Raw genomic sequence first — 26,602 nt, forward strand, 5'->3', positions numbered from 1 at the left:
GGAGCAGCGCTGGCATCGCCCATCGTCGCCCCCCGCCTCATTAGGCGATCTTGCGCCGGAAGATGGCGTAGGCGATACCGCTGGTGGCGACGGTGATCACCAGCAGTGGCCACAGATTGTGCCAGATGACCGCGAAACCGACATTTTTCAGGTAGAGCTGCTTGGTGATGTCGGTAAAGTGGCGGATGGGGTTAATCCACGTCACATTCTGCAGCCAGACCGGCATATTCTCCACCGGTGAGACATAACCGGACAACAGAATGGCGGGCATCATGAAGACAAAGACGCCGATAAACGCCTGTTGCTGTGTGGCACACAGGGCGGAGATGAATAACCCGAAGCCGACCAGGGACAGGCCGTAGATCAGCAGGGTGAAGTAGAACAGCCACAGCGAGCCAGCGAAGGGGATCTGGTAGCCAAAGATGCCGATCAGCAGGACCAAGGTCGCCTGAAAGGTGGCGACGATCAGGGCGGGCACCGCCTTACCGATGAAGATCTGCCAGGTATTGAGCGGTGAGACCAGCAACTGCTCGAGGGTACCCTGTTCACGCTCACGCGCCACGGAGAGTGAGGTGACGATCATCACCCCGATGGTGGCGATCAAGGCGATCAGCGAGGGGACCACGAACCATTTGTAATCCAGATTAGGGTTATACCAGTTACGTACGATCAGGCGGCTATTAATCAAGCTAGGCTGATGCAGCTCGCTACGCAGCTGTTGCTGATACTCGCTGACGATCTGCTGGATATAGTTGGCGGCGATCTGGGCACTGTTAGAGCTACGGCCATCGAGGATCAGTTGCAGGGTGGTGGGCTGGTCGCTGAGCAGATCGCGGCTAAAGTTAGCTGGAAAACGCACCACGAGGAGGGCGCGCTGATCGTTGATGGTCGGGGCGATGGCTTGCGGACTCTCCAGCAGGATCACCTGAGAGAAGGCGCTGGCCTTGGCCAGACGCTGGGTCAGTTCGATGGAGGCCGGGCCGCTATCCGCGCTGTAGATGGCGATGGTGGCGTTAGTGACGTTAAGCGTTGCGGCAAAGGGAAACAGTAAGACTTGCATGATCACCGGCACTACCAAGATGGTGCGCGTCTGCGGGTCACGCAGTAGCGACTGTAGCTCTTTGATGATCAGGGTCAGTAGACGGTGCAGCATGGTCTCACTCCTCCTTAGTCCAGCCGCCGCCGGGTTTTTAAGGCCGTTAGGCCGATGAAGAACAGCGCCGATACCAGCAGGAAGGCCAAGTTTACCCACAGTACACTGCTGATGTTGCCGGCCAGAAACAGGGATTGCAGGGTGCTGACGAAGTATCGCGCCGGGATGACGTAGGTGATCGCCCGCACGATGGCGGGCATGCTATCGATTTCGAACACGAAGCCGGAGAGCATCACTGCCGGCAGAAAGGCCGCGTTCAGGGCGATCATCGCCGCGTTGAACTGGTTGCGGGTGACGGTGGAGATCAGTAGCCCCATCCCCAGGGTACTGGCCATAAACAGGCTGGTCATGGCGAACAGGATCAGCAGCGAACCACGGAACGGTACCCCCATAATAAAGACCGCCACCACCATGCACAGCACCATCGCCAGCATGCCCAATACATAGTAGGGCAACAGCTTACAGAGCAAGAGCTCGCTACGGGTGACCTGGGTCGACAGCAGCGCCTCCATGGTGCCGCGCTCCCATTCGCGAGCGATCACCAGTGAGGTCAGGATGGCGCCGATGACCGTCATGATGATGGTGATGGCGCCGGGAATGATAAAGTGCTGGCTGATGGCGGCCGGGTTAAACCAGTAACGCAGCTGAATATCAATAGGGGGCTGATAGGACAAACCGCGATCCTGGGCGCGTTGCTGGAGCCACACCTGCCAAACGCCTTCGGTGTAGCCGCGCACAAAGTTGGCGGTATTGGGTTCGCTACCGTCGGTGATCACCTGGAGCGGCGCGCTATCTTGGCTCCGCAGTAGGCGATCGGAAAAATCGACCGGGATCACCACCATGCCGCGGATCTGCCCGGCCTGGAGTTGGCGCGTCAGCTGTTGGCGATCGTCGCTGACGGTGGCGGCGATATAGGGTGATCCGCGGAAGGTATCGGCCAACTGGCGGGCCTCCGGCGTCTGTTGTTCCAATAGGATGCCGACGTGTAGGCGGCTGGAGTCGAGGTTGATGCCATAGCCGAAGATAAACAGCAGCAGCAACGGGATCACCACGGCGATCAATAAACTGCTGGGATCGCGCATGATCTGGGCGGTCTCTTTGCGGCATAGGGCGCGTAGGCGGCGCCAGGAGAAGTGGAGAGTCCCATCAGCCATGTTCATGCTCCCGATCGTAGGCCTGTACCAGTTCGATGAATGCCTGCTCCATGGTGGGCGTCGGATTGTCGGCACTGGCGATGCGCGCCTTGAGATCGTCCGGTGAGCCGGTGGCGATGATCTGCCCATGGTAGACCAGGCCGATACGATCGCAGTACTCCGCCTCATCCATAAAGTGGGTGGTAACCATCACGGTGACCCCCTTATCGACCATCCCATTGATGTGCAGCCAAAACTCACGCCGGGTCAACGGATCGACCCCGGAGGTGGGTTCGTCGAGAAACAGGATGTCCGGTTCATGCATCAGGGCGCAGGAGAGGGCTAGGCGCTGCTTAAAACCCAGCGGCAGGGCATCCGGCGTCTGCTGCAGGATCGGAGTAAAGTTAAACGCCCGGGTCATGTCGGCGATCTTGGCGCGCTGACGCTTGCCGTGTAGGCCATAGACGCCGGAGAAGAAGGCCAGATTTTGGGCGACCGTCAGGTTGCCGTAGAGGGAAAACTTCTGCGCCATGTAACCCAGATGCTGGCGCGCGCGCCCCGAATCGGTCTTGAGATCCATGCCTAACACCAGCGCGTGGCCGCTGCTGGGTACCAGCAGGCCACACATCATCTTGAAGGTGGTCGACTTGCCGGCGCCGTTGGGGCCGAGCAGACCGAAGATCTCGCCACGTTTGACCTGAAAATCGACGTGATCGGTGGCGGCGAAGCTACCAAACTTCTTGGTTAATTGACGCGCCTCGATCACCGTCTGCGTCGCATCGGCCTCAACCTGCGGCATGATACTCGCTAATGCCGAGGCCTGGTGCGGTCCGCCGCCTAAGAGGTCGATGAAGGCATCCTCGAAGCGAGGGGTGGCCTCCAACACCTCGGCCTGCATGAGGTTAAGCGCCGTCGGGATCTGCTGGTGGTCACAACCGGCTTGGAGGATCAGGCGCAGATACTGCCCCTGGATCACCGCGTCGCTGACCATCGGCAGGGTAATGGCCTGTTGCAGCAGGCGACGGTGAGAGAGGCCGGGGGCGCGTAGCAGAATGGTGCGCCCGGCCATGCGTTGGGTCAGTTGTTGCGGCGGGCCGCTGTACAGTAGCCGTCCCTCGTTAAGCAGGAGTACCTCACGGCACTGTTCGGCCTCATCCAGGTAGGAGGTGCTCCACAGGATCAGCATCCCCTCGTCGGCCAGCTCGTGCACCATGCGCCATAGTTCGCGGCGTGAGATGGGGTCAACCCCGACGCCGGGCTCGTCGAGCAGTAGCACTTGTGGCGAGCCGAGCAAGGTGCAGGCCAGCCCCAGCTTCTGTTTCATTCCGCCGGAGAGCTTGCCGGCGAGACGATCGGTGAAGGGGGCCAGCGAGGTGAAGGCGAGCAGACGTGCGAAGGTGCTGGCGCGCGCTGCGCCAGTGACGCCGCGCAGCTCGGCATACAGCACCAAGTTCTCCATGACCGTCAGATCCTCATACAGGCCGAACTTCTGTGGCATGTAGCCGAGGAGGGCGTGCAGTTGGCGATCCTGGCGCACGGGATCGAGTCCGACGACGTTGACCCGGCCGGCGCTCGGTTTCAGTAACCCGGCTAAGATGCGCATCAGGGTCGTCTTGCCGGCGCCATCGGGGCCGACCAATCCCATCACGGCGCCGCTGGCAATGCGCGTCGTCAGGCTGGCGACCGCTGGGCGATCCAGCCCCGCGAAGCGTTTTTCCAACCCCTCCAGCTCGATGTAATGGCTGACCATGCGCTACTCCGCTAGCGTTGCGCCGGGGTGGTCGGGAAGCGCAGGGTGACCGGCATCCCCTGGCGTAGCGCGTCATCGGCATCGTCGATGATCACGCGCAGACGATAGACCAGCGAGGTGCGCAGATCCGGCGTCTCGACGCTCTTCGGCGTGAATTCGGCCGTGGGGGAGACGAAGCCAATGGTGCCGTGATAAGGCTGACGCCGTCCATCGATATACAGCGCGATGGGCGTACCGGGGATGGCGCGATCGAGGTGGGTCTCATCGATGTAGGCCCGTACCCAGACCGGGCGGGTTAAGGCGACGTTGAATACCGTGTTACCGGCGGCCAGCATGGTACCCGGCTCGACGGCGCGGGTCATCACGGTACCGCGCGACGGGGCGAACAGCGCGGTGTCATGCAGATTCAGCTCGGCCTGCGCCACTTGGGCCTGGGCCTGTTGCAGTTGCGCCTGCGCCTGCTCGATCTGCTGCGGACGATTACCGGACTGATACTGTGCCAGCCTATCGCGCGCCTGTTGCAGTTGGGCCTGCGCCTGATTACGGTTGGTGCGCGCACTCTCTAACTCATTGGCCGAGACGGCGCGGCTGGTCCACAATCCCTGCTGGCGTTCATAGAAACTCTGCATGTAGCGGTAGTTGGCTTCGGCCTGAACCACGGCGGCCTGCGCCTGAGCGATCTCTTCGCTGCGATAACCGGCCTGCAACAGCGCCAGGTTCGCCTGTGCGGCGGCGGCGGCGGCCCGCGCCTCGTTCAACGCATTGACATAAGGGGCGTCATCCAGCCGACCGAGCAACATGCCGGGCTTGACCGCCGCGCCTTCATCGACGGTCAGTGAGGCCAGTCGGCCGCTGACGCGGAAGCCCAGATTGACGGTACGGATGTCGACATTACCGTACAGGGTCAGCGGTTGATCCTGCTGGCTGCGGTAGTAGCCATATCCTCCGGCGATGAGTGCTATCAGCACGATGCCGATAACGACGCCGGCGACTCGCCTTTTATTCATCGTTGATTCCTCGCGTTCCTCGCAATGCAGTGGGCTGTGCTGCGCCAAGGTGACGGCGCAGCCCGGTGATCAGCAGTTCGGTGTGGAGCTGTACCACCTGATGGATTTCATGTGCCTGTTGCGGCCCGATCTGTGGCCAGCCGGTCCGGGTAAGAATGGTTTCGCGCGCCATGCGAAAGGCCAGCACCTGACCGATCAGCGCATGGGTGTGCAGCGCCGCGATGGGATGATGCGCATCCAGACCGACGTAGCCCGAGACCAGGCGGGTCATCAGGGTATGCAGCGGGGTAATAAACTGTTGGTGCAGGATGGGGGAGGCGGCGCTGGGAAACATCTGCTCGCGCGAGATGATCTGGCTTAGGTGCAGGGTTTGTGGCTGAGTCATCAGGTGGCACAGATGGGCGATGGCGCGTTGGATCAATGCCAGCGCCGCCTGCGGCGTGGCGTCGGGATCGGCGAGATGGCGCTCGCACTCCTCGCGTAGCGGGCTGAAGCTGTGGCTGAGTGTCGTCGCGATCCATTGGGCGACGGCCAGATAGAGTCCCTGTTTAGAGTGAAAATAGTAGGGGATGGCGGCGATGTTTTGCCCACTTTCCTGGGCGATGTCGCGCGTGGTGGCCCCCTCCAATCCCTGCTGGGCGAACAGGCGTAATCCGGCGGCGATCAGTGCCTGGCGCGCCTGGTCGCCGCGTGAGCGGGCTTGATCTGGCGGTGGCGCGCGACGAAGTCTCTTCATGACGATGACACTCGGAAAAAGTTAATCATCTGATTGATTAACTTTAGGCCTCTTTTCCCCCACTGTAAAGTCGTGTCAGGCGGAACATCAGGGCAGACAGCGCGGGTGCTTACTGTTACACTAGCCGCCAATTGTGTACCCGCAGTTTGTGCCTGTCCTCGTGGTAATTCTCGCTTTGCCTCGTCTGATACGCCCGTCCGGAAACTGCATCCCTGGAAGCCAGGGAGTGGGCGGGTTTGGAGTTTTTCATGTCTTTTGATTCCCTTGGCCTGTGTGCCGAACTGTTACGTGCGGTGGAAGAGCAGGGTTACCGTGACCCCACCCCGATTCAACAGCAGGCCATTCCTCTGGTGCTGCAACGTCGCGATCTGATGGCGAGCGCGCAGACCGGTACCGGCAAGACCGCCGGTTTTACCCTACCGTTGCTGCAATTGCTGCACCAGAACCCGAAGAACGGCAAGGGGCGCCGTCCGGTGCGTGCCCTGATCCTGACGCCGACCCGTGAGTTGGCGGCCCAGATCGGTGATAACGTCCGCGAATACAGCCGTCATCTGCCGTTACGCTCACTGGTGGTGTTCGGTGGGGTGAGCATCAACCCGCAGATGATGAAGCTGCGTGGTGGCGTGGACGTGCTGGTGGCGACACCGGGACGCCTGCTGGATCTTGCGCATCAGAATGCGGTCGATCTGTCCCAGGTTGAGATCTTGGTGCTGGATGAGGCCGATCGCATGCTGGACATGGGCTTCATTCACGATATTCGCCGTGTGCTGGCTCGTCTGCCGGCCAAGCGTCAGAACCTGCTGTTCTCCGCGACCTTCTCCGACGAGATCAAGGCGCTGGCCGCCTCGCTGCTACATAACCCGGCCGAGGTGGAAGTGGCGCGCCGCAACACCGCCTCCGAGTTGGTTAGCCAACACGTGCATCTGGTGGACAAGAAGCGTAAGCGTGAGCTGCTCTCTTTCCTGATCGGCTCACAGGATTGGCGCCAGGTTCTGGTGTTCACCCGTACCAAGTATGGCGCCAACCATCTGGCCGAGCAGCTGAATAAGGATGGCATCAGCGCGGCGGCGATCCATGGCAACAAGAGCCAGGGCGCGCGTACCCGTGCGCTGGCAGACTTCAAGAGTGGCGACATTCGCGTCCTGGTGGCGACGGATATCGCCGCCCGTGGTTTGGACATCGATCAGCTGCCTTACGTGGTGAACTATGAGCTGCCCAATGTCCCGGAAGATTATGTCCACCGTATCGGACGTACCGGGCGTGCGCAGGCGACGGGCGAGGCGCTCTCACTGGTCTGCGTCGACGAACATAAGCTGCTGCGTGATATCGAACGCCTGCTGAAACGCCCGATCCCCCGTATGGCGATCGCCGGTTATGAGCCGGATCCCAGCATCAAGGCCGAGCCGATCCAAAATGGTCGTCAGGGTGGACGGCAGAATGGCCGCAACGAGCGTGGCACGCAGGGACAGGGGCGACGTGGAACAGGGACGCGCAGCAAGGAAAGTTCGGCGGCGGAAGGCCAACGTAACCCGGCGGCCCGTCCGGGGCAGAATCGTCGTCCGCGCCGTCCGGCGGCGGAGGCGAAGGGACGGGTAGAGGGGCGTTAAGCGAGACGTCCTAAGCGGAAAACGATCCGCCGCTGAGGCAGTCGTGAGACTGCATCCGCAGCGGGTCGATCACGCGCGGCGCTCAGGCGGCGCGCTCGAAGGATTTCGCGGTCACCATCTCCCGCTTCCAAACTCCCGGCGTCATGTCGAAACGGCGCTTAAAGGAGCGGGTGAAGGAGCGTTGGGAGTCGAACCCCATCGACAGTGCGATGTCGAGGATTGATCCTTGGCATACTTTCAGGCGACGCGCCGACTCATCCAACTTCTTATTACGAATATACTCGCCAAGGCGTACGCCGGTGTGCGCTTTAAACATGCGTTGTAGGTGCCATTTGGAGTAACCCGCACGCGCCGCTACATCATCGAGGGATGAGATGGTCGCAACATTGTTATCGATCCAGGTACGGAGCGCGCTGATAAAATCGGTATTGTACATGGCAATCACCTTACTCTTTTTGTGCGATGGTTAGTGACACGACGCGGTGTACAGCAGTTTAATCCGTACAGCAGGTGCGTTTTAGTGTCATTCTGGTGACGATCGCGGTGATGTTCGCATCGGGCGCACATCGTATGAAGTCATTATCTTAACGATCGTTAATTTAATGGTAATTCCGTCGCCGGAGTGTCGTCAACGTTTTTTATTAACGCTTATTAATAAAATTGTTAACTCTATGTTTGTTAACAAAATATTATTTATTCTCTACCTAGGGTGTGCAGCGTTCTGGCGGCGCCTGCACGGGCGGTGCGCCACGGTTTGCATATTCGTGGGGGCAAGGCTACCTTTAGCGGGAGATCCAGTGAGTGAGGTGTAGATAAAGGGAATGGTAACAGAACATACATCCTGTAAACGCGCCGGGCGCGGCCGTCCAAAGGTGTTCGATAGGGAAGTCGCGTTGCGCAAGGCGCTGGAACTGTTTTGGCGTAAGGGCTACGAGGCGACCTCGATGGCCGATCTGGTCGAGGCGACCGGTGCGAAGGCGCCGACCCTGTACGCGGAGTTTGAAAACAAAGAGGGGCTGTTTCGCGCGGTGGTCGAGTATTACACCGCCTGTAATGAGGATAAATACGATCGTCTGCTGTTCAAGGTTAACTTGCCGTTGATCGATACACTGCGTGACTACCTGAATGTCACGGCGTGTTGTTTTACCAGCGATGACACGCCCAGCGGCTGCTTTATCATCTGCGCATCGATGGTGCCGACCAGTTGTTCGGATAAGGTCAGCCAAGTGCTGAAGAGTCGTCAGCCGATACAAGAGGCGATGCTGACGCGCTTTCTCGAGCAGCGTCAGCGTGCCGGTGAATTGCCCGCCTATAGCGATGTTCAGGGATTGGCGCGTTACCTATGCTGCCTGATTCAGGGGATGTCGGTGCGCGCCCGTGAGGGGGCTGAATGCGGCGATCTCCAGGCCATCGTGGAGACCACCATGGCGGTCTGGCCGGCGTTATGTGAGGCCTGTCGCCTACCGGCATAAGCGTGTCGAGGAAAGCTAAACGACATGCTTTGCAACACTCTAGCGCTTGCCATCGATGAGTTAAACTGGTTAGCTGCCAAACAGGGTGATGGCGTGCCACCCGTGATAACCAACCGCCGTAATCCACTTACGGATGATGACGCCTGATGACTACCGTTCCTGGGGAGCGGGGCATCGGCGTCATACTATTTTCCCGCGCTTATCCCTGCACTCCCCGTGGTTAACCACCGCTATACGGAGGAGAAATGATCTACGTTTTTGGCCATAAGTATCCCGACAGCGACGCGATCTGTAGCGCACTGGTCGCCGCCCAGTGGCTGACGGCGCGCGGCTTGCCCGCGCACGCTTGGCGTCTGGGAGAGATCAATCATGAAACGGCCTACATCCTGCGCCAGGCCGAGTGTGAGCCGCCACCACTGTTGACCGAATCGTTGCAGGATAAAACGACTTGGCTGGTGGACTTTAGCGATGCCGAGCAGGGGCCGGACACGCTCGGGCAGAGCCACTTGCTGGGGCTGATCGATCACCATCGTCTGGGTACCCTGACCAGCCGTGAACCGATCGATGCCTGGATCCGTCGTGTCGGCAGTACGGCGACCTTGCTGTGGCAGATCCTGACCCAGGAGTACGCCATGGTGCCGGATCGCAGCCAGTCGATCTTGTTACTGGGCGCCATCCTGAGTGATACCATCGGCCTGATCTCCCCGACCACGACCGAGGCAGACCGCCAGGCGGTTGCCGCCTTACGCGCGGCTTGCCGCCCCGACTATGACACCTTCCTCGCCGGGCTCTTGGCGGCGAAGACGAGCTTGGCGGGTTACACGGCGCAGGCCTTGTTGGAAAAGGATCTGAAGCGTTTCGTCATCGGTGAGTATACGTTGGAGATCGCCCAACTGGAGGTGGCGTCGCCGCAACAGGTCGACGCACAGTTGACGCCGCTGTTGGCATGTATGCAACAGCGTTGCCGTGAACAGGCGTTGGATTACGTTATGTTGGCGGTCAGCGACATTCGGCAACGCCATACGATGCTCTACCGTGTCGCCCGCGATGGTCGCATTCTACCCGTCCAGCCATTACCCGGTATGCTAAGCCGCAAGAAAGAGATTTTGCCCTGGGTTAGCGCCCAGCTGATTTGAGATGAGGTCCCCGATGAAGATCTATCGACACGTTTTGGTTCTGGTGCATGGCCGGCATGATGGTGAGGTGTTATTGCCACACGCCTGTCAGGTCGCGCGCCAGAATGAGGCCCAGCTGACGCTCGGGCATATCAGCGGCGATTTGGCCGCGCTGCGTGGCATGTTGGATGTCAACCTGACGCGTATGGAGCAGCAGAGTATCAATGAGACGCGCCAGTTGCTGATGTCGCTAGTACATCAACAAGATTATCCGATCGATACGCAACAGATCGTGACTATCGACGCCCTCGACGATGTGCGCGCGTTCGTGACCAGCCAACAGGTGGACTTATTGATGCTGGGTCATCATAACCGCACGTTGGCCAAGTTTGTCTCCACCTCATTTGACTTTATCAATGGCCTTGAGACTGACGTTCTAGTGAAACACCTGTAAACCTAGGAGTAGAACATGAGCTTTGTGATCGATGACATTGTCGCCCGCGAGATCCTCGACTCGCGCGGTAATCCTACGGTAGAAGTGGATGTACGCGTAGAGACGGGCGCCTGGGCGCGCGCGTCGGTACCCTCCGGCGCCAGCACCGGTTCGCGCGAGGCGGTCGAATTGCGCGATGGCGATAAGGCGCGTTTTGGTGGGCGCGGCGTACAGCAGGCGGTGGCCCATGTCAATGGCCCGCTACGCGAGGCGTTACGCGGTTATGATGTACGCCAGCAGGCGGCGATCGATGGGTGTATGTTGGCGCTGGATGGCAGCGATAATAAGTCCGTGCTCGGGGCTAACGCCATCCTCGGCGTCTCGCTGGCCTGTGCTCGCCTGGCGGCGCAGCTGACGCAGCAACCGTTGTATCGTTATATTGGTGGGTTGGGCGCGACGCTGCTGCCAGTCCCGTGTATGAACATCATCAATGGTGGGGTGCATGCGCGTTGGCAGGGGGCCGATTTCCAAGAGTACATGATCGCACCGTGGGGCGCGAGTTCGCTGCGCGAGGCGGTGCGCTGGGGCAGTGAGGTCTACCAAACGTTGCGTCAGGTGCTGTTGGATGCCGGTCTGAGCATCGGCGTCGGCGATGAGGGGGGCTTCGCCCCGCATGTACGCAGTAACCGTGAACCTTTGGCCTTGATCGTGCAAGCTATCGAGCGTGCCGGCTATCGTCCCGGCGAGGATATTGTGATTTGCATCGATCCGGCCTCTAGCGAGTTTTATCAGGATGGCATCTACCACTTACGCAGCGAGGATCGTCGTCTCACGGCTCAGGAGATGACCGACTACTATACGGATCTGCTCGATGACTTCCCCATCGTCTTGTTGGAGGATGGCTTGGCCGAGGATGACTGGAGCGGCTGGCGTCATCTCAACACCCGCCTGGGTCAACGCGTCGAACTGGTGGGCGACGATCTGTTCGTCACCAATGTGCGTTATATTCAGCGTGGCATCGATGAGCAGGTGGCGAATGCGGCGTTGATCAAGCTGAACCAGATCGGCACGCTGACGGAAACTATCGCGGCGGTTCAGCTCTGCCATCGCCACGACTGGGGGACGTTCATCTCGCATCGTAGCGGCGAGACGGTAGACAGTTTCATTGCCGATATGACCGTCGGGGTGCGCGCGGGTCATCTGAAGACGGGGGCCCCTTGCCGCGGTGAACGCATCGAGAAATATAATCAACTGATGCGCATCGAGGATCAACTGGGGGCGGCGGCACAGTTTGCCGGGAAACACGCCTTCAAACGCCGTTAAGGCCCATTAATCTTCACGGCGCGATCCAGCGGGGTCGCGCCGTTTTTTTCGCCGCCACCCGCCTTTCTCATCGACCATCTCTCCCGCTCCTTTGCGCGAAATTCCGCCTTCCTCGTTGGCGCGTCACCGTGGCGTGTAGAAAAGAGGTTGTCAATCTTAGGTCCGCTATCTATAGTTACTATGATGGGACTTTTCTAAATATTTATAATAATTTCAATATATTATTTTTCTTATCTAACGGTGACTCCAGTATGAGGCCACAGGGGAATGATGGATCTTTTTGGCGATGATCGGCACCGCTCGATGGCGTTGTATGGTGATCCGGCGCAACCGCGCCGGCGCTTTACCCGTCGGCGTGCGTGGTTCCTCATGCTACTCGGGATACTGATGGTCGCGATCGCCGGCTTACATCTCGCCTATCTCCCCCATTATGCCTTGCAGCGCTTTAATGGCTTCGCCTTTGCATTGGAGTTAGTGGACTATTTGACGGTATTGCTGATGTTGGTGGCGGTGCAATACTCGGCGCTGGATCGCCCCGCCTACCTCTGCCTGACCTTTGGCTTGTCCCTGTGGCTGTTGAGTGGTTTGCTGAATTTATTGGATGAGATCGTCGTACAACCCGTCCTGTTAGGCGATCTAGAGGATGTTTTACACAGTCTGGGGATGTTGATCGGCGCCTGGGGTGGGGGCTATACCCTGCGTTATCTGGCGCGGGTGCGCGCGCGGTTACGTTACCTGGCGATGTTTGACGATCTGACCGCCTTGCCGAATCGACGCCATTTCTACTCCTACCTGATGTCACGCCCACAACCGCGCCAGATCGGGTTGCTGATCATCGATCTGGATCACTTCAAACGGGTCAATGACGAGTTTGGTCATACCGTCGGCGATCGCGTGTTATTTCAGTTTGGTCGCCTGCTGCGTGCCGAGTTTACCCATCATGCGTTTCCGGCGCGCATCGGCGGTGAAGAGTTCGCCTTGGTGCTGGAGCAGAGCGATTGCGCCAGCGTGACCGCGAGTGCACAACGTCTGTTACAGCGTGCCAGCATGATCCGCATCACCGAGGAGCGGATGCTCAGCGTCAGCATCGGGGTCGGCATCAGTAGTCCCGATGAGATGTTGGAGTCGTTCATCCATCGCGTCGACGACGCGCTCTATCAGGCGAAGGGGGCGGGGCGAGGGACCTACCGCTGGAGCCCTGACGGCACGCCACACGCCGCGCGTTATACCCCCCACCTTGATGAGGAGAAACCTCGACAATAGGGGCTATTCCCCGTCCGGAGCGCCATGCGATCGCGCGCTGGCGGGTGGGCGAGGTAGGGTGATGCCCCGATCGGCGAACACGCGCTGGGCGACGCGAATGGCGTTGAGCGTACGCGGTAGGCCGGCGTAAGGGATAAGATGGATCAGCGTGTCGAGGATCTTTTGCGGAGCGACCGCGACATTCAGCGCGTTGTTGATATTGGCGGTTAACTCCGCTTCACAACTGCCGAGAGTGGCCAAGGCGCTGATGGCGGTGAGGGTCTTTTCTCCCGGGCTGAGGCCGGGTCGGGCATAGATTTCGCCAAAGACAAACTCGACGATATAGCGTTGGATTTCCGGTGCGACGTCCCCTATCTCATCGCTCAGATGGTGTTTACTTTGCTGCGTATAGTAGTCAAATACTTGTTTCCCCTGGTCATAACGGCTCATCGCTCTCTCCTCTCGTGTCATCATCCTCGGGGTGTCATATCGGTTAGTCTCGCGTTGCCATCTTGCCGTGCGAGCGCGACGCTGTGAAGCGGCAGCCATTCCGATTTTGACGAGATCCGTTGAGGGGATGGGGAGAGGTAGGTAAACATGATTGGCGAGCAGAAACAAAAAAACCAACCGCAATGGTTGGTTTTTTTAGGGAATTTTGGTCGGCACGAGAGGATTTGAACCTCCGACCCCTGACACCCCATGACAGTGCGCTACCAGGCTGCGCTACGTGCCGAACTGGTTTTGTATACTACCGTTTTCCTCACCATTTGCAACCCATCACGCGATCGATCGCTGTTGTTTTAGGCAGTTAGTTGGCAATAAAGCGTTTTACGTCGGTCAGCACCTGCAACAACAGCGGCAGTGGCAGCTGTTCACCCGTCAGCTCACGATCCTCGCGGTCATAGGTGCGATAGCTCCCATTGCGGTTGAGCACGATGGTTTGCTGCGGGGTGACGATCACCAGATCGCGCCCATCGCCGAGCGTCAACCAATTGTGGCGACGGCTGGCGGCGAACAGATCTTCGCCCTGGGTGTAGTTGAGCGCTCGGCTATCGACGTGGAGCAGCCGCTGCATCAGGGTGGCCATCACATCCTCGTGGCTGGTCATCTTAGCGATCGATTGTGGCGTGGTGCCAGGCCAATGGACGATCAGCGGAACCTGGAGCTGATGACGTCGATAGGCATTATTCCCCGGCGCCTCGTTGTCGGCGGTTAAACCGTGGCTGGCGGTGATCACCACCACCGTCTTAGCCAGATCATGGCGCGCCCGCAGGGCATCGATCATCGCGGCGATCTGGCCATCTAACTGTTGGGCGGCGCGTGGATAGCGGCTGGCGGCACTCCCGCTCGGGTTACTGCCGCTGGTGGTGCCGTTAAGATTGACATAGGCAAACCACGGGTGCTGTGAGGTCTGGGTGTCTAACCAACTCTCCCATTGGCGCACGGTCGCGGCGTCACTCTGCTTCTGCGGAGTGGGGAGGGTAAAGTCACTAAACAGCGCCTGGCGGTACAGGGGCGCGTTGAAGCCATCGGAGGAGAAGAGGCCGAACTGATAATGCTGGTGTGCCAGTGCACTGATCAGCGCCGAAGACTTACGTCCGGCGAGGATGCTGTCCAAATAGTTGGGCGAGATACCATAAAACAAGCCGAATAACCCGCTATCGACGGCGCTACCGGTGCTGTAGTGTTGGCTAAAGTTCAGGCTGGTCGTGGCGAAGGCGGCCAAGTCCGGCATGTTCTGCGCCAGATCGTCGCTTTGCAGACCGTCGGCGACGATCATCAGGAGATTCAGCCCGGCGCCCTGGTCACTGTAGCTGAGCTCCCCCAAGGGGTATTCGATGGCGACCGCCTCTGGGTTACCGGTCCGAATCAGCCGCTCCTGATAGGCTTGGGCGTTCAACAGGCCGTGCTTCTCCAGGAAGCGTCGTGCTGTCATCGGATAGGAGAGTGGCAGATTCGCGCGCTGCATGGTGATCGGCCGGTAGAAGTTGGCATCCGCCCAAATATAGATCAGGTGTGAGGCGAGAAACGAGACAATAAACAATGCCGCCAACGGCTTACCGAAGGTCTGCCGGTTCAAGCTACGCAGCTTCTGCCAGCTCCAGGTACCGAAGAGCATCTCGATCAGGAACAGCACCGGGACGCAGATGAACATCAACTGCCAGTCGCGGGATAACTCGCCCTGGGACGGATTGACCACCAGCTCCCACACCAGGGGATTCAGGTGGAGATGGAAGCGTGTGAATACCTCGCTGTCGATCAGTAACAGCGTGAGCCCGGCGGTGGCGACCGCCGCCGAGAGAAAGCGCAGCAGACGCTGCGACATGACGACAAAGGTTAACGGAAACAGCGTCAGTAGGTAGACGGCAAAGCCGAGAAAGCTGAAGTGTCCTAGCCAACTCACAATGGCATAGACGCGTCCCGCGAGGGTAGCGGGCCAGTCGGCGATAAACAGGTAACGGCTGCCCAGCAGCAGCGCCAGCAGAATGTTGAACAGGGCGAACCAGTGCCCCCAGCTGATCATCTGGGAGACTTTTTCACGATAGCGCTGACGGTTGGTTACCATAAACTCTGTCTGTTTCCGTCGAATCCATACTCGGAGGATTTAGTGGGCGTTGTCTTCCCGAATGGAAGCCTGTAATGCCTCGGCAAAAGAGCGAGCGATCATGCGGCGTTGTGCGGGCGCAACGCTGCTGTTAATCAGGTTGGTTACCATGTTGCCCAGCACCATCAGTGACAGATCGGTGGGGGCATGTTGCGATTCTAGTACGTTGACCAGATCAGTGAGCAGTTGTTCAACGCGTTGATCGCTGTAACGGGATGATTGTGGCATATAAAGAGACCATCGATGACTGACAAAGTCACACATATTACCCGATGGGCGGCGGATTTTCTGCAGTTTTCTGCATACGCCGCATCGATGAGCGGAGCGCCCCTTGCGAGGGGCGGGCAACGGTGTTTGAATACGCGCCTATATCAGGCTGAGGATAACAGGAGTAAACAATGAGTCTGGATCTGGAGAACATCGCGCTGCATCAACTGGTGAAACGCGATGAACAGCAGTTGGAGGTCGTGTTGCGCGACTCGTTGTTGGCGCCGAGTGCCGTCGTCGACGAGACCATGGCGGAGCTGCACCGGGTCTACAACGCCAAGAGCAAGGCCTATGGCACTTTTACTCCCGACAGCGAGTTGGCGCAGGCGCTGACCCACTATCGTAAAGGGGAGGACACCTTTCTGCAATTCAGCCGGGCGGCGACCGGGCGCTTGCGCGATGAGCTGGCCAAGTATCCGTTTGCCGATGGGGGGATCGTGCTGTTTTGCCAGTATCGTTATCTGGCGGTGGACTACCTGTTGGTCGCGGTGCTCAACAATTGCAACAGCATGCGTGTCAATGAGCAGTTGGATCTCAGCGCCACGCACTACCTGGATATCATGCACGCCGACATCGTCGCGCGTATCGATCTGACCGAGTGGGAGACCAATCCAGCCTCCCAGCGCTATCTCTCCTACCTAAAGGGACGGGTTGGTCGCAAGGTGGCCGACTTCTTTATGGATTTCCTCGGCGCGCAGGCGGGGTTAGACGCCAAGGTGCAGAATCGTGGCCTGCTTCAGGCGGTGAGCGATTATTGCAACGAAGGGCAACTGGACAAGAACGAGCGTCAGGCGTGCCGTCAGCAGGTGTATGACTATTGCAACGAACAGTTGCAGGCGGGCGAGGAGATTGCCCTGGAGGCGCTATCACGCGAGATCCCGACGGTTGGCGAGCAGAGTTTTCAGCAATTTACCGCCGAGCGGGGCTACGAGCTGGAGGAGCATTTCCCGGCGGATCGCAGCACCCTGCGTCAGTTGACCAAGTATGCCGGTAGCGGTGGCGGCCTGACCATCAACTTCGACGCCATGCTGTTGGGTGAGCGCATCTTCTGGGATGCCCAGACCGATACCCTAACGATTAAGGGAACACCGCCGAACCTGCGCGATCAGCTGCAACGTAACGGTAGCGGGCGCTGAGTCCGCAATGGGAGGCGGGTGGCCGCCTCCTGTGCACGACAGGCGAAAAAAAACGCCGCTAAAGCGGCGTCTTTTTTACTGATCTGAATCCGAACGGCGATTAGGCGCGAACGAAGTCGATGTGGCTCAGTTTCGGCTTGTACGGATGACGCTGTACCGCCTGAACTTTTACTTTGATTTCTTTGCCGTCGACAACCAGGGTCAGCACTTCGCCGTAGAAACCGTCTTTTTCAGACATGTTCATGGTAGAGTCGTGGTCCAGGGTGATGGTCAGCGCGTCTTCTTTACCACCATAAACGATTGCCGGGAATTTGCCGGCGCTGCGCAGGCGGCGGCTCGCACCCTTACCCTGCTCGTTACGTACTTCTGCATTGATAGTTAACATAGATCTATCTCGATAAAAAAATGAAGTCCGCCACAGGCGACCCAGCAGCAGACGGGATAGTGTGCCTTGCCTCGGCAAAGCGGGCGGCATTCTAGCCGATCTGCGCCGGGACGGCAAATAAATTAGCCGCGCAGTTGATACGCCTTGCGATAACGTCCTTGGTAATCAAACACCTTTTGCCGTATTTGCCAGAATTGCCCCTTGCGGCGCGCCACCACGAAGTCGGGGGCGCGTAGCGCGTCTTGCTGGGCGACGATGTCCGCCGCCTGGCGCCAAGCCAGCTCGCATCCCGGCGCCCGTTGGTGCGGGCGTAAGAACAGCTGGGCGAAGGCGGTACGCTGGGCCGGCGTCGTCAGACGGAAGCGCTCACTGACATCGGCACCGTCCTCGTCGTAATAGGTGATCTGGAGCCACTCACCTTTGGCGTCCTCGCCATGGCGTAGCTGCATGCCGGCGCAACGTAGCACCAAGGCATCCTTCAGCTTCAGCGCCGCCTTGAGCATATCGTCGGCATCGACGAGGAGCGCCGCGCACTGATGGCAACGTCGGGCGGCGATATCGTTTTCTGCGTTGCACTGCGGGCAATGTTTAAAGCGGAAGCGGTAATCGCACTGCTCGCGCGCGCCCTCGTCATCCTCGAAGTAACCCTGACAGCGGCGTCCATAGTGCTCGATGATGCGCCCCTGGGCGTCGCATTTACCCCAGAAGGTGTTGGCGAAGCCACAGGCTGGGCAGAACACCTGTACCGGTTGGCTGTCGGCGTGCGGTTTGTGGCTGCCCACTTCGGGGCTATATAGGTCGTGTGGGTTCCCGGCGTAATCGAGGATCAGGCAATCCTGTTTCCCTTCGCACAGGCGCAGCCCACGGCCGACGATCTGCTGATACAGGCTGACGGACTCCGTCGGGCGCAGGATGGCGATCAGATCGATATGCGGGGCGTCGAAGCCGGTGGTCAGCACCGCCACGTTAACCAGGTAGTGTAAGCGCTGCGCCTTGAAGGCGTCGATGATCTCATCCCGCTCCTGATGCGGCGTGGTGGCGCTGATCAGCGCCGCACTGCCGGTGGGTAACAGCCCCAGCACCTCTTGCGCATGCTCGATGGTGGCGGCGAAGATCATCACGCCCCGGCGGTTGGCGGCATACTCCTCGATCTGGCTGACGATGTGCGGGGTGATGCGTTGCTGGGCGCGTAACTCGCGATTGAGATCATCCTGGCTGAACAGCCCGCTCTCCGAGGGTTGCAGGCGGCTAAAGTCATACTGTACCACCGGCATGTCCAAGCGCTCTGGCGGTACCAGGAAGCCGTGGCGGATCATGTAGCGCAACGGCAGCTCATAGATACAGGTCTGAAACAGACAGTCGGCGTCGCCCCGCACCATGCCATGGTAGTGATAACGGTAGATCCAGCCTTTACCGAGGCGGTAGGGGGTCGCGGTCAGGCCGAGCAGGCGTAAGCGAGGATTATGGCCGCGCAGGTGTTGCAGGATCTGCTGGTACTGCCCCTCTTCGCCGTCACCGATACGGTGACACTCGTCGACGATCAGCAGCGAGAAGGCGTCGTCGAAGTCGGCCAGGTTACGGGCAACCGACTGCACGCTGCCGAACACCACCTTGGCCTGGCTGCCCTTCTGGTTTAGACCGGCGGCATAGATGTCGGCCTCCAGCCCCCAGGCCAGATATTTGGCGTGATTCTGCGCCACCAGCTCTTTGACGTGGGCCAGGACTAATACTCGCCCACGCGCCAGGCGGGCCAGTTCGGCGATCACCAGACTCTTGCCGGCACCGGTTGGCAAGACGATCAGGGCCGGTTCGTCATGTCGCCGGAAGTAGGCCAGCGTGGCCTCGACGGCCTCACGCTGGTAGGGGCGAAGGGTAAAGGCCATCAGTGACGGCAGATCTTATTTGCCTGGGTGGTGAAGCCACCGTCGGCGGGGACGAACTTGCCGCGCGCCGCCAGCAGATCCACCAGCTCAGCGGCGCTGAGATCGGTCGCGGAGCAGGTGTGAAAACGGGCATCGGCGCCGAAACGCTGTGCGATGGCGGCGATCAGCGTTTCGCGAGTATAGGGCGTCGCGCTGGCAAGCATCATGTGCATGACTTCGTGGCCGTGGATAGATGTGCTCATAGGAGAACCTCGATAGTGACGAGAATAGGGGCCCGTTCGGGGCAGGGGATTCAGTTTACTCATGGCACGCGCGAGATCCAGTGGCATGACGGCGTGGGGGCGATGGCTGCCGGGGGGCGCTCTATGCTAGACTGGACGATCTGCGTTCGTCGCGATCTCCGCGGCCCCGCTTGATCTTCGCCGTCGGCTTATGCTTACGTCGGAATCGGTTTTTATTCGCCTAGTAATAACAGAGCAGATTTAATGAGACTGGATAAATTTATCTCCCAGCAGTTGGGGATCAGCCGCGCGCTGGTCGCACGGGAGCTGCGTGCTCGGTACGTCACCGTCGATGGTGTGGTGGCGCGCAGTGGCTCGCTACAGATCACGGCAGAGCAGGAGGTCGCCTATCAAGGTAATGTGTTGACCTTTATCACCGGGCCGCGCTACTTCATGCTGAACAAACCGGAAGGGTATGTCTGTTCGACGGACGATCCCGATCATGCCACCATTCTCTACTTTATCGACGAGCCGATGGCCGAGAAACTGCATGCCGCCGGGCGCCTGGATCTGGATACCACCGGTCTGGTGCTGTTGACGGACGACGGCCAGTGGTCACACCGTATCACCTCGCCGCGTCATCATTGCGAGAAGACCTATCTGGTGACCCTGGAGCAACCGTTGGATCCTCAGACGGCGGAGCAGTTCGCTCAGGGCGTGCAGTTGCATGGCGAGAAGGATCTGACCAAACCGGCGCGTCTGGAGGCGTTGGATGAGCATCAGGTGCGTCTGACCATCAGCGAGGGGCGTTATCATCAAGTGAAACGGATGTTCGCCGCCGTGGGCAACCGGGTGGTGGCCTTGCATCGTGAGCGTATCGGTGCCATCGCGCTGGATGCGGCGCTGGCACCGGGCGAGTACCGGGCATTGAGCGACGACGAAGTCGCCAGCGTCCTGGCGCCCGGAGCATAAGGATGGGCGAACGGAAGGGATCTCACCTGGGATTGATCTTGATCCTCGGGCTATTATCGATGTTGATGCCGTTGGCCATCGACATGTATCTGCCCAGCCTGCCGGTGATCGCCGCGCAGTTCGGTGTCTCCGGTGGCGAGGTGCAGATGACGTTGAGCGCCTACACCCTGGGTTTCGCCGGCGGTCAGCTGCTGTATGGGCCGTTGGCCGACAGTGTAGGGCGCAAGCCGGTGATCCTGTTTGGTACCCTGTCGTTCGCCTTGGCCGGTACCGCCTGCGCCCTGGCACAGAGTATCGAGCAGTTGATCGTTCTGCGTCTGCTGCATGGCCTGTCTGCCGCCGCCGCCAGCGTGGTGATCAATGCCCTGATGCGCGATATGTTCAGTAAGGATGAGTTCTCGCGCATGATGTCCTTCGTGGTGCTGGTGATGACCATCGCCCCGCTGCTGGCCCCATTGTTGGGTGGGGCGTTGATGCTGTGGTTTAGCTGGCACGCCATCTTCTGGGTGATGGCCGTGGCGGCATTATGCGCCACACTGCTGGTGGCGCGCTTTATCCGCGAGACCTTGCCGCGTGAGCGGCGTCAGCCCTTCCGCCTGTATACGACGCTGACCAATTTCGCCACGCTGTTTCGCCACCGGCGAGTGCTGAGTTATATGTTGGCCAGCGCCTTCTCCTTTTCCGGCATGTTCTCTTTCTTCAGCGCCGGCCCGTTTGTCTATATCGAGTTACACGGTGTTTCGCCGCAGCACTTCGGTTACTACTTCGCCTTGAACATCGTATTCCTGTTCCTGATGACCACCCTTAATGGCCGCCATGTGCGCCGTCAGGGCGCCCAATCGATGCTACGCATTGGTCTGGCGGTACAGTTCATGACGGGGCTATGGCTACTGGCCTGCGTCTCGCTCGATTGGGGGTTTTGGGCCTTGGTGCTCGGCGTGGCGGCCTATGTCGGTTGTATCGCCATGGTGTCATCGAATGCCATGGCGGTGATCCTGGACAGTTTCCCGCACATGGCGGGCACCGCTGCCTCACTGGCCGGCACCCTGCGTTTTGGCCTCAGTGCGCTGGTCGGTGCCTTGCTGGCGCAGTTACCGATCACCTCGGCTTGGCCTCTGGTTGGGTCGATGGCGTTGTGCAGTACCTCGGCGATGGCGCTGTTTCTGTATGCGGCACGATCGGCGCTACCGGCAAGGTAGATCACCCGTTGCGACGTCGTGGAGGGGAGAGATGTCGCTTCTGTTAGGAGTATGTAATTAAGTTCGCTTGGGCGCGGATAGGAAAATTGGAAATTTAATTGAATTTACGCGATTCAGCATTTACGTTGTGATTTTTTTGTGAAAAAATTGTGCCGTGTTTCCGAGCAAGGTATTAACGTGAACAATTTCCAGCTTTCGATCGTTCATCGGTTGCCGCGACCTTATCGCTGGGCATCGGGAGGTACCGGTGTCCAGGTGGAGCCGCTCTCCGAGCCGGAGTCGCAGAAGGCGGATGACCGGCTGATCGGGATTCAACTGCTCAGTCAGCGCGGTGAGGCGGCATGGCAGGTGATGCGTGACCTGGATCTCTCCCTGCAAGAGATGCAGGTTTCCAGCACTATCGTGGCGCTGGAAGGCGAGCCCTGCCTGTTTGTCCATGCCGATGATGAGAGCACGGTGATGTGCCGGCTGAAGAATGCCGGTGTGGTCATCGCCGAACCCATGGCACAACCCATCTTTATTTGATCCCTGTGGTGTCCCGCTCGGCGGAGTGCCCCAGACAGGGGGACGGCGTCGGCGCTAGGCGTGCGGCGCGATTCACATCATACCACCAGTAATCCCATCCAAGATCATACGGCACCGGCTGTGACGGCATGGCGAAGCGATCCCAATAGGCGATACGTCGCTGTGGGGTATACCACAGCGGCAACATGAACGCATTCCAGGTTAATACCCGATCGAGCGCTCGTCCCAATGCTAACAGCGATGGGGGATCGTCTTGTCGGGCGACGATCGCCGCGAGGAGGGTATCTACCGCCGGATTGTGTACATTAGCGAAATTGGCGCCGTCATCGGCGTAGCGCGAGCCCCAGCGCGCCAGTAAGGCGGGCGAGGGGTAGGGCGTGGCGGGATAGATGACGGGGAGCATGCCGAAGTCATGCCGCCGAGCCAGCGTGGCGAACTGAGCGCGCGGGGCATAGCGGATATGCATCACGATACCCAACGCGGCGAGACGATCGCCTAGGGCGGCGACATAGTGCAGCTGGCTGGCGTAGGGCAGCAAGAGGGTAAAGGCGAAGCGTTGTCCGCTATGCGTGTTGATCAGGCGCGCACCCTGGCGCCGCCAGCCCGCCTGAGCCAGCAGCACCTCGGCCTGGCGCAGGGCATCCTTGCCATGCCCTCCCGGCTGATAGATATGGTGGAAGAGGGCGGGCGGCAGTTGCCCCTGTAGCGGCGCCAGCCAGAGCAATTCGGCGGCGTCGGGGTAGCTGCGTGCCGCATAGGGGGTTTGCTGAAAGTAGCTGTTGGCGCGGCGGTAGGCCGCGTGATACCAGCGCCGATTGAGCGTCGGGAAGTCGAAGGCCAACGAAATAGCCTGGCGTACCCGTCGATCGTGAAACAGCGGGAGCTGCGTGTTGAAGGCGAGCCAGCGCGTCGCCTGGGCGGCATGGCTGTCGCGTACCTGGAGTATGATCTGTCCTTGGCGTACGGCGGGTCCCGTATATTGTTGTGCCCAAGCGGCGGGCGAGCGCTCCAGGCGGGCATCCAGCGCATCGTCGAGGAAGGCCGAGCGCGCCGCGGCGTCATTGGGATAATAGCGGTACGTCAGCGTGGTGAAGTTATCGCGTCCGCGGTTAACCGGCAGATCGCTAGCCCAGTAGTCGTCCAGGCGCTGGTAGGTCACCGAGTGGCCAAGCCGGTAGCAGGCGACGCGGTAAGGGCCGCTGCCGATGGGTGGCGTGTATCGCGGCCGATCCAGGCGCTGATGGCGCCAGGCATGCTGCGGCAAGATCGGCAGTTGGGTCAACAGCGCGAAGATGCGCGCCTTGTCGGGACCAGGCTGGTCGATGCGTACCGATAATGGGCTAAGCGGCCGTAGCGTGACGCCGCGAAAGCGCTGGCGAAACGTGGCCGGACCATGCTGCATCAACGCCTGAAAGCTGAAGACGACATCGGCGGCGCCGATCGGTGTGTGATCTTGAAAGCGGGCCTTCGGGTTAAGACGGATCTCGGCCCAGCGAAAGCGCCGATCGTAGCGGATCGCGGAGCCGATCAGGGGATAGGCACTGGCGGGTTCATCCGCCGATCGCGTGAACAGGGTATCGAACAGGCGGGCGCTGCGGATGGCCGGGGTGCCCTGTGCGGCATAGGGATTAAAGTTATCATAGCTGCCGAGGGCGGCAAGGCGTAAGGCGCCTCCCTTAGGGGCGGCCGGATTGGCATAGTCGAAGTGGTTGAAGTCCGCGGCGTAACGAGGCGGGCCGAAGAGGGAGAGGGCATAACGCTCGTCGATGTGATCGGCCTGGGCCGCCGCATAGGGCGAGCACAACAGAAAGAGCGCCGCCAGCGGCCGCGCGATGGAGACAAACATGGCAAGCAGGCTCCAGAGAGTAAGCGTGGGGGCGCCAACGCGAGCGTGCCACACGGCGTGCGACCATAGGCCGCGGGATAGCGACCTCAGTATACGCTAGATGCGGCGGCATTGCCGAGCAACAGGGTAGGTCTGCGTCGGTGAAATGGGTATACTTGCCGCCCTGTATCCGTAATCCCCTCGAATCTGACGATGAAGAACAAGCCAGTTACACCGCCGGAGCGGCGGCAGAAAGCGCGCCTACACCCCCGTAACCGCCATCAGGGGCGCTACGATATGGCGGCGTTGTGTCAGGCCTCGCCGGCCTTGCGTCCGTTTCTACGCACCACCCCGCGCGGTGAGACGAGTATCGATTTCGCCGATCCCCTCGCGGTACGCGCCTTGAATCAGGCGTTGCTGGCGCAGGTGTACGGCATCGCCCAGTGGGATATCCCCGCTCAGTTTCTCTGCCCGCCGATCCCGGGACGTGCCGATTACCTGCACTATCTGGCCGATCTGCTGGCGAGCCAGTGCGCGGATGGTCAGATTCCGCGCGGCGCACAGACCTGTGTGCTGGACATCGGCACCGGTGCCAACTGTATCTACCCCCTGTTAGGGCAGGCTGAGTATGGCTGGCGTTTCACCGCCAGCGATATCTCGCCGCAGGCGCTGGCGGCGGCGGCGGCGATCATTCAGGCTAACCCGGGCATGGCGACGCGTATTCGCCTGCGGCGTCAGCGCCAGCCACAGGCGCTGTTTCACGGCATTATCAAGCCCGGCGAGCGTTACGCCGCGACGATGTGCAATCCGCCCTTTCACCGTGACGCCGCGGAGGCGGCGGCGGGCAGCCAGCGCAAGCGGACCAACCTCGGGCTGGCAACGACGGCGGCCGACTTGAACTTCGGCGGCCAGGCGGATGAGTTGTGGTGTCCCGGTGGTGAGCAGGGCTTCATTCTACGGATGATCGCCGAGAGCCGTGAGTTCGCCGAGCAGGTGGGCTGGTTCACCTCATTGGTGTCTCGGCGCGAGACGCTACCAGCCTTGCGTAAGGCGTTGCGGGCCGTTCAGGCGCGCGAGGTGCGCGAGGTCACGATGGCGCAGGGGCAGAAGGTCAGTCGCTTTATCGCCTGGCGCTTCTAGGCGCCAGATGTCACCCGGGGCGCCATCGCACGCCCCGGGTTTTATCCTCACCGCCAGTGGTATTACGCGACGTGTTGCAGGAATTCGCGCAGACGCTCGTTGGGCGGATTATGGATCAGCTGTTGCGGGCTACCATCGGCGCTGATACGGCCTTTATCGACGAAGATCAGCCGGGAGGCTACCTTTTCGGCGAAGCCGATCTCATGGGTCACGATCACCATGGTCATCCCCTCTTCGGCCAGATCTTTCATCACTGTCAGGACCTCATGGCGCAGTTCGGGATCCAGTGCCGATGTCGGCTCATCGAACAGCATCAGCTTGGGTTTCACCGCCAGGGCACGGGCGATGGCGACACGTTGTTGCTGCCCGCCGGACAGTTCGGAGGGGTAGTGATGGGCGCGCTCCGACAGTCCCACCTTGGCGAGCAGGGTACGGGCGCGCTGCTCGGCGTCCGCCCGGCTCATGCCACGCACGCGGATCGGGCCGAACATGACGTTCTCCAGCGCGCTCAGGTGGGGGAACAGATAGAACTGCTGGAACACCATGCCCGCCTCCTGGCGGATCAGCCGCTCGTCCACCTTGGGATCGTTGACATCCATCCCATCGACCAACAGCTGGCCACGGCTGATCACCTCTAACTTATTGATGCAGCGTAATAGGGTGGATTTGCCCGAGCCGGATGGCCCGATGATCACCACCACCTCACCCGGCTGGATACGCAGGTTAATGTCGTGGAGGACGGCGGTCTGACCGAAGCTTTTATCGACGTTTTTAAATTCAATCATATAATTTTCAATCTTCTTTCCAGACGGCGTAAGACAAAGCTCAGGGCGAGCGTCATGATCAGGTAGATCACGGCGACGGCGCTCCAGATCTCCATGGCACGGAAGTTACCGGCGATGATCTCCTGCCCCTGGCGGGTCAGTTCGGCGACGCCGATGACGATAAACAGCGAGGTATCCTTGATGCTGACGATCCACTGGTTACCCAGCGGCGGCAGCATGCGGCGCAGTGCCAGTGGCATGATGACATAGCGCAGGGTATCGCGTCGTGACAGTCCCAATGCCAGCCCGGCCTCACGAAAGCCGCTGTGGATGGAGAGCACCGCACCGCGCGTGATCTCGGCGATATAGGCGCCGGAGTTGATCATGATGGTGACGACGGCGGCGGTAAAGGGATCGATACGCAGCGGCATCATCATCGGCAAGGCGAAGTAGATAAACATCACCTGTACCACGATGGGGGTACCACGGATCAGTTCGATGAACACCAGGGCGACGTGGTTACTCAGCCAGCCACCGAAGGCGCGGGCGAAGCCGGCGGCCAGACCGATGACCAGGCCGCCGAGTAGCCCTAGCACCGAGATCCAGAGGGTGAGTTTGGCGCCTTCCAGCAACAGCGGGATGGCATCCCAGATGGCGCTCCAATCAAACTGCATGTTGATTCTCCTGGTAAAACGAGGTTGTTACCGTG

General features: G+C 60.0%; 26 protein-coding genes, 1 tRNA gene and 1 riboswitch. Of the genes, 11 read left to right on the top strand and 16 right to left on the bottom strand.

Annotated elements, in window-relative coordinates:
- Positions 1–40: 40 nt before the first annotated feature.
- Genes ACEQFP_RS00320 through cecR form a run of 5 tightly spaced genes read right to left on the bottom strand, consistent with a single transcriptional unit; the run spans position 41 to position 5,779 of the window.
- The gene (locus ACEQFP_RS00320; RefSeq protein WP_005288071.1) at positions 41–1,153 is read right to left on the bottom strand and encodes an ABC transporter permease; all 1,113 of its coding nucleotides are present in this window, start codon (positions 1,151–1,153) and stop codon (positions 41–43) included.
- Positions 1,154–1,167: 14 nt separating this feature from the next.
- Positions 1,168–2,307, bottom strand: a complete 1,140-nt coding sequence (locus ACEQFP_RS00325) for an ABC transporter permease (RefSeq protein WP_005294642.1) — start codon at positions 2,305–2,307, stop codon at positions 1,168–1,170.
- Complete coding sequence (locus tag ACEQFP_RS00330; RefSeq protein ID WP_370547302.1) at positions 2,300–4,036, bottom strand: ATP-binding cassette domain-containing protein; 1,737 nt, start codon at positions 4,034–4,036, stop codon at positions 2,300–2,302. The genes ACEQFP_RS00325 and ACEQFP_RS00330 overlap by 8 nt, the downstream gene beginning before the upstream one ends.
- An 11-nt stretch (positions 4,037–4,047) precedes the next feature.
- On the bottom strand, positions 4,048–5,043 hold the full coding sequence (gene hlyD / locus ACEQFP_RS00335) for a secretion protein HlyD (RefSeq protein ID WP_370547303.1): 996 nt from the start codon (positions 5,041–5,043) through the stop codon (positions 4,048–4,050).
- Complete coding sequence (gene cecR, locus ACEQFP_RS00340) at positions 5,036–5,779, bottom strand: transcriptional regulator CecR (protein WP_005288052.1); 744 nt, start codon at positions 5,777–5,779, stop codon at positions 5,036–5,038. The genes hlyD and cecR overlap by 8 nt, the downstream gene beginning before the upstream one ends.
- 248 nt (positions 5,780–6,027) lie before the next feature.
- On the opposite strand from cecR, the gene rhlE reads away from it, so the two are divergent.
- On the top strand, positions 6,028–7,386 hold the full coding sequence (rhlE, locus tag ACEQFP_RS00345) for an ATP-dependent RNA helicase RhlE (RefSeq protein WP_005288049.1): 1,359 nt from the start codon (positions 6,028–6,030) through the stop codon (positions 7,384–7,386).
- 82 nt (positions 7,387–7,468) lie between these two features.
- Here rhlE and ACEQFP_RS00350 read toward each other — a convergent pair whose 3' ends face one another.
- Positions 7,469–7,822 carry a helix-turn-helix domain-containing protein gene (locus ACEQFP_RS00350; RefSeq protein ID WP_370547305.1) on the bottom strand — a complete coding sequence of 118 codons (354 nt, stop codon included), beginning with the start codon at positions 7,820–7,822 and terminating at the stop codon, positions 7,469–7,471.
- 385 nt (positions 7,823–8,207) lie between these two features.
- Between ACEQFP_RS00350 and ACEQFP_RS00355 the strand changes: the two genes are divergently transcribed.
- The 5 genes from ACEQFP_RS00355 to ACEQFP_RS00375 all read left to right on the top strand — a co-directional run bounded on the left by ACEQFP_RS00355 (position 8,208) and on the right by ACEQFP_RS00375 (position 12,992).
- The gene (locus ACEQFP_RS00355) at positions 8,208–8,858 is read left to right on the top strand and encodes a TetR/AcrR family transcriptional regulator (RefSeq protein WP_005294656.1); all 651 of its coding nucleotides are present in this window, start codon (positions 8,208–8,210) and stop codon (positions 8,856–8,858) included.
- A gap of 75 nt (positions 8,859–8,933) precedes the next feature.
- Positions 8,934–9,011, top strand: a riboswitch (Fluoride riboswitch).
- A 92-nt stretch (positions 9,012–9,103) separates the two neighbouring features.
- Positions 9,104–9,994 (top strand): DHHA2 domain-containing protein, encoded by an 891-nt coding sequence (locus ACEQFP_RS00360; protein ID WP_005288035.1) that lies wholly within the window; start codon positions 9,104–9,106, stop codon positions 9,992–9,994.
- A gap of 13 nt (positions 9,995–10,007) precedes the next feature.
- Positions 10,008–10,427: a universal stress protein gene (locus ACEQFP_RS00365; protein ID WP_005288032.1), complete on the top strand. Its 420-nt coding sequence runs from the start codon at positions 10,008–10,010 to the stop codon at positions 10,425–10,427.
- 15 nt (positions 10,428–10,442) lie between these two features.
- The gene (eno, locus tag ACEQFP_RS00370) at positions 10,443–11,729 is read left to right on the top strand and encodes a phosphopyruvate hydratase (protein ID WP_005294660.1); all 1,287 of its coding nucleotides are present in this window, start codon (positions 10,443–10,445) and stop codon (positions 11,727–11,729) included.
- Between the two features lie 267 nt (positions 11,730–11,996).
- Positions 11,997–12,992 carry a GGDEF domain-containing protein gene (locus ACEQFP_RS00375; RefSeq protein ID WP_370547306.1) on the top strand — a complete coding sequence of 332 codons (996 nt, stop codon included), beginning with the start codon at positions 11,997–11,999 and terminating at the stop codon, positions 12,990–12,992.
- A 3-nt stretch (positions 12,993–12,995) separates the two neighbouring features.
- Here ACEQFP_RS00375 and ACEQFP_RS00380 read toward each other — a convergent pair whose 3' ends face one another.
- From ACEQFP_RS00380 to ACEQFP_RS00395, 4 genes are all read right to left on the bottom strand, one after another.
- A complete protein-coding gene (locus ACEQFP_RS00380) occupies positions 12,996–13,421 on the bottom strand; it encodes a carboxymuconolactone decarboxylase family protein (RefSeq protein WP_047059471.1) in 426 nt (141 codons plus the stop codon).
- 206 nt (positions 13,422–13,627) lie between these two features.
- Positions 13,628–13,704 (bottom strand) — tRNA-Pro (locus ACEQFP_RS00385).
- A 75-nt stretch (positions 13,705–13,779) separates the two neighbouring features.
- Complete coding sequence (yejM, locus tag ACEQFP_RS00390) at positions 13,780–15,537, bottom strand: LPS biosynthesis-modulating metalloenzyme YejM (protein ID WP_005288012.1); 1,758 nt, start codon at positions 15,535–15,537, stop codon at positions 13,780–13,782.
- A 39-nt stretch (positions 15,538–15,576) separates the two neighbouring features.
- Complete coding sequence (locus ACEQFP_RS00395) at positions 15,577–15,804, bottom strand: YejL family protein (RefSeq protein WP_005288010.1); 228 nt, start codon at positions 15,802–15,804, stop codon at positions 15,577–15,579.
- Between the two features lie 170 nt (positions 15,805–15,974).
- Here ACEQFP_RS00395 and yejK point away from each other — a divergent pair, with 170 nt between their 5' ends.
- Complete coding sequence (yejK, locus tag ACEQFP_RS00400) at positions 15,975–16,979, top strand: nucleoid-associated protein YejK (protein ID WP_005288003.1); 1,005 nt, start codon at positions 15,975–15,977, stop codon at positions 16,977–16,979.
- Positions 16,980–17,079: 100 nt separating this feature from the next.
- Here yejK and rplY read toward each other — a convergent pair whose 3' ends face one another.
- From rplY to ACEQFP_RS00415, 3 genes are all read right to left on the bottom strand, one after another.
- Positions 17,080–17,364 (bottom strand): 50S ribosomal protein L25, encoded by a 285-nt coding sequence (gene rplY, locus ACEQFP_RS00405; protein WP_005288000.1) that lies wholly within the window; start codon positions 17,362–17,364, stop codon positions 17,080–17,082.
- 122 nt (positions 17,365–17,486) lie between these two features.
- Positions 17,487–19,247, bottom strand: a complete 1,761-nt coding sequence (locus tag ACEQFP_RS00410; RefSeq protein WP_370547307.1) for a DEAD/DEAH box helicase — start codon at positions 19,245–19,247, stop codon at positions 17,487–17,489.
- Positions 19,247–19,489, bottom strand: coding sequence for a YecH family metal-binding protein (locus ACEQFP_RS00415; protein ID WP_005287995.1), 243 nt, complete (start codon positions 19,487–19,489; stop codon positions 19,247–19,249). Before ACEQFP_RS00415 ends, ACEQFP_RS00410 begins: the two co-directional genes overlap by 1 nt.
- A gap of 243 nt (positions 19,490–19,732) precedes the next feature.
- Here ACEQFP_RS00415 and rsuA point away from each other — a divergent pair, with 243 nt between their 5' ends.
- From rsuA to ACEQFP_RS00430, 3 genes are all read left to right on the top strand, one after another.
- A complete protein-coding gene (rsuA, locus tag ACEQFP_RS00420; RefSeq protein WP_005287990.1) occupies positions 19,733–20,440 on the top strand; it encodes a 16S rRNA pseudouridine(516) synthase RsuA in 708 nt (235 codons plus the stop codon).
- Positions 20,441–20,442: 2 nt separating this feature from the next.
- Entirely contained in the window at positions 20,443–21,639 is a 1,197-nt protein-coding gene (locus ACEQFP_RS00425; protein ID WP_370547308.1) for a Bcr/CflA family multidrug efflux MFS transporter, read from the top strand.
- A gap of 177 nt (positions 21,640–21,816) precedes the next feature.
- The gene (locus ACEQFP_RS00430; RefSeq protein ID WP_005294676.1) at positions 21,817–22,164 is read left to right on the top strand and encodes a YejG family protein; all 348 of its coding nucleotides are present in this window, start codon (positions 21,817–21,819) and stop codon (positions 22,162–22,164) included.
- Here ACEQFP_RS00430 and ACEQFP_RS00435 read toward each other — a convergent pair.
- Positions 22,157–24,010: an extracellular solute-binding protein gene (locus ACEQFP_RS00435; protein ID WP_370547309.1), complete on the bottom strand. Its 1,854-nt coding sequence runs from the start codon at positions 24,008–24,010 to the stop codon at positions 22,157–22,159. The two genes, ACEQFP_RS00430 and ACEQFP_RS00435, sit on opposite strands and share 8 nt — an antisense overlap.
- Before the next feature lie 192 nt (positions 24,011–24,202).
- Between ACEQFP_RS00435 and rlmF the strand changes: the two genes are divergently transcribed.
- Positions 24,203–25,129, top strand: a complete 927-nt coding sequence (gene rlmF, locus ACEQFP_RS00440) for a 23S rRNA (adenine(1618)-N(6))-methyltransferase RlmF (protein WP_005287979.1) — start codon at positions 24,203–24,205, stop codon at positions 25,127–25,129.
- A gap of 62 nt (positions 25,130–25,191) precedes the next feature.
- On the opposite strand, the gene glnQ is transcribed toward rlmF, so the two are convergent.
- Positions 25,192–25,914, bottom strand: coding sequence for a glutamine ABC transporter ATP-binding protein GlnQ (gene glnQ, locus ACEQFP_RS00445; protein ID WP_005287976.1), 723 nt, complete (start codon positions 25,912–25,914; stop codon positions 25,192–25,194).
- Complete coding sequence (gene glnP, locus ACEQFP_RS00450; protein ID WP_005287972.1) at positions 25,911–26,567, bottom strand: glutamine ABC transporter permease GlnP; 657 nt, start codon at positions 26,565–26,567, stop codon at positions 25,911–25,913. Before glnP ends, glnQ begins: the two co-directional genes overlap by 4 nt.
- Positions 26,568–26,602 lie beyond the last annotated feature (35 nt).

It is taken from the genome of Edwardsiella sp. A.80236 (assembly GCF_044540725.1).
Classification (GTDB): Bacteria; Pseudomonadota; Gammaproteobacteria; order Enterobacterales; family Enterobacteriaceae; genus Edwardsiella; species Edwardsiella tarda.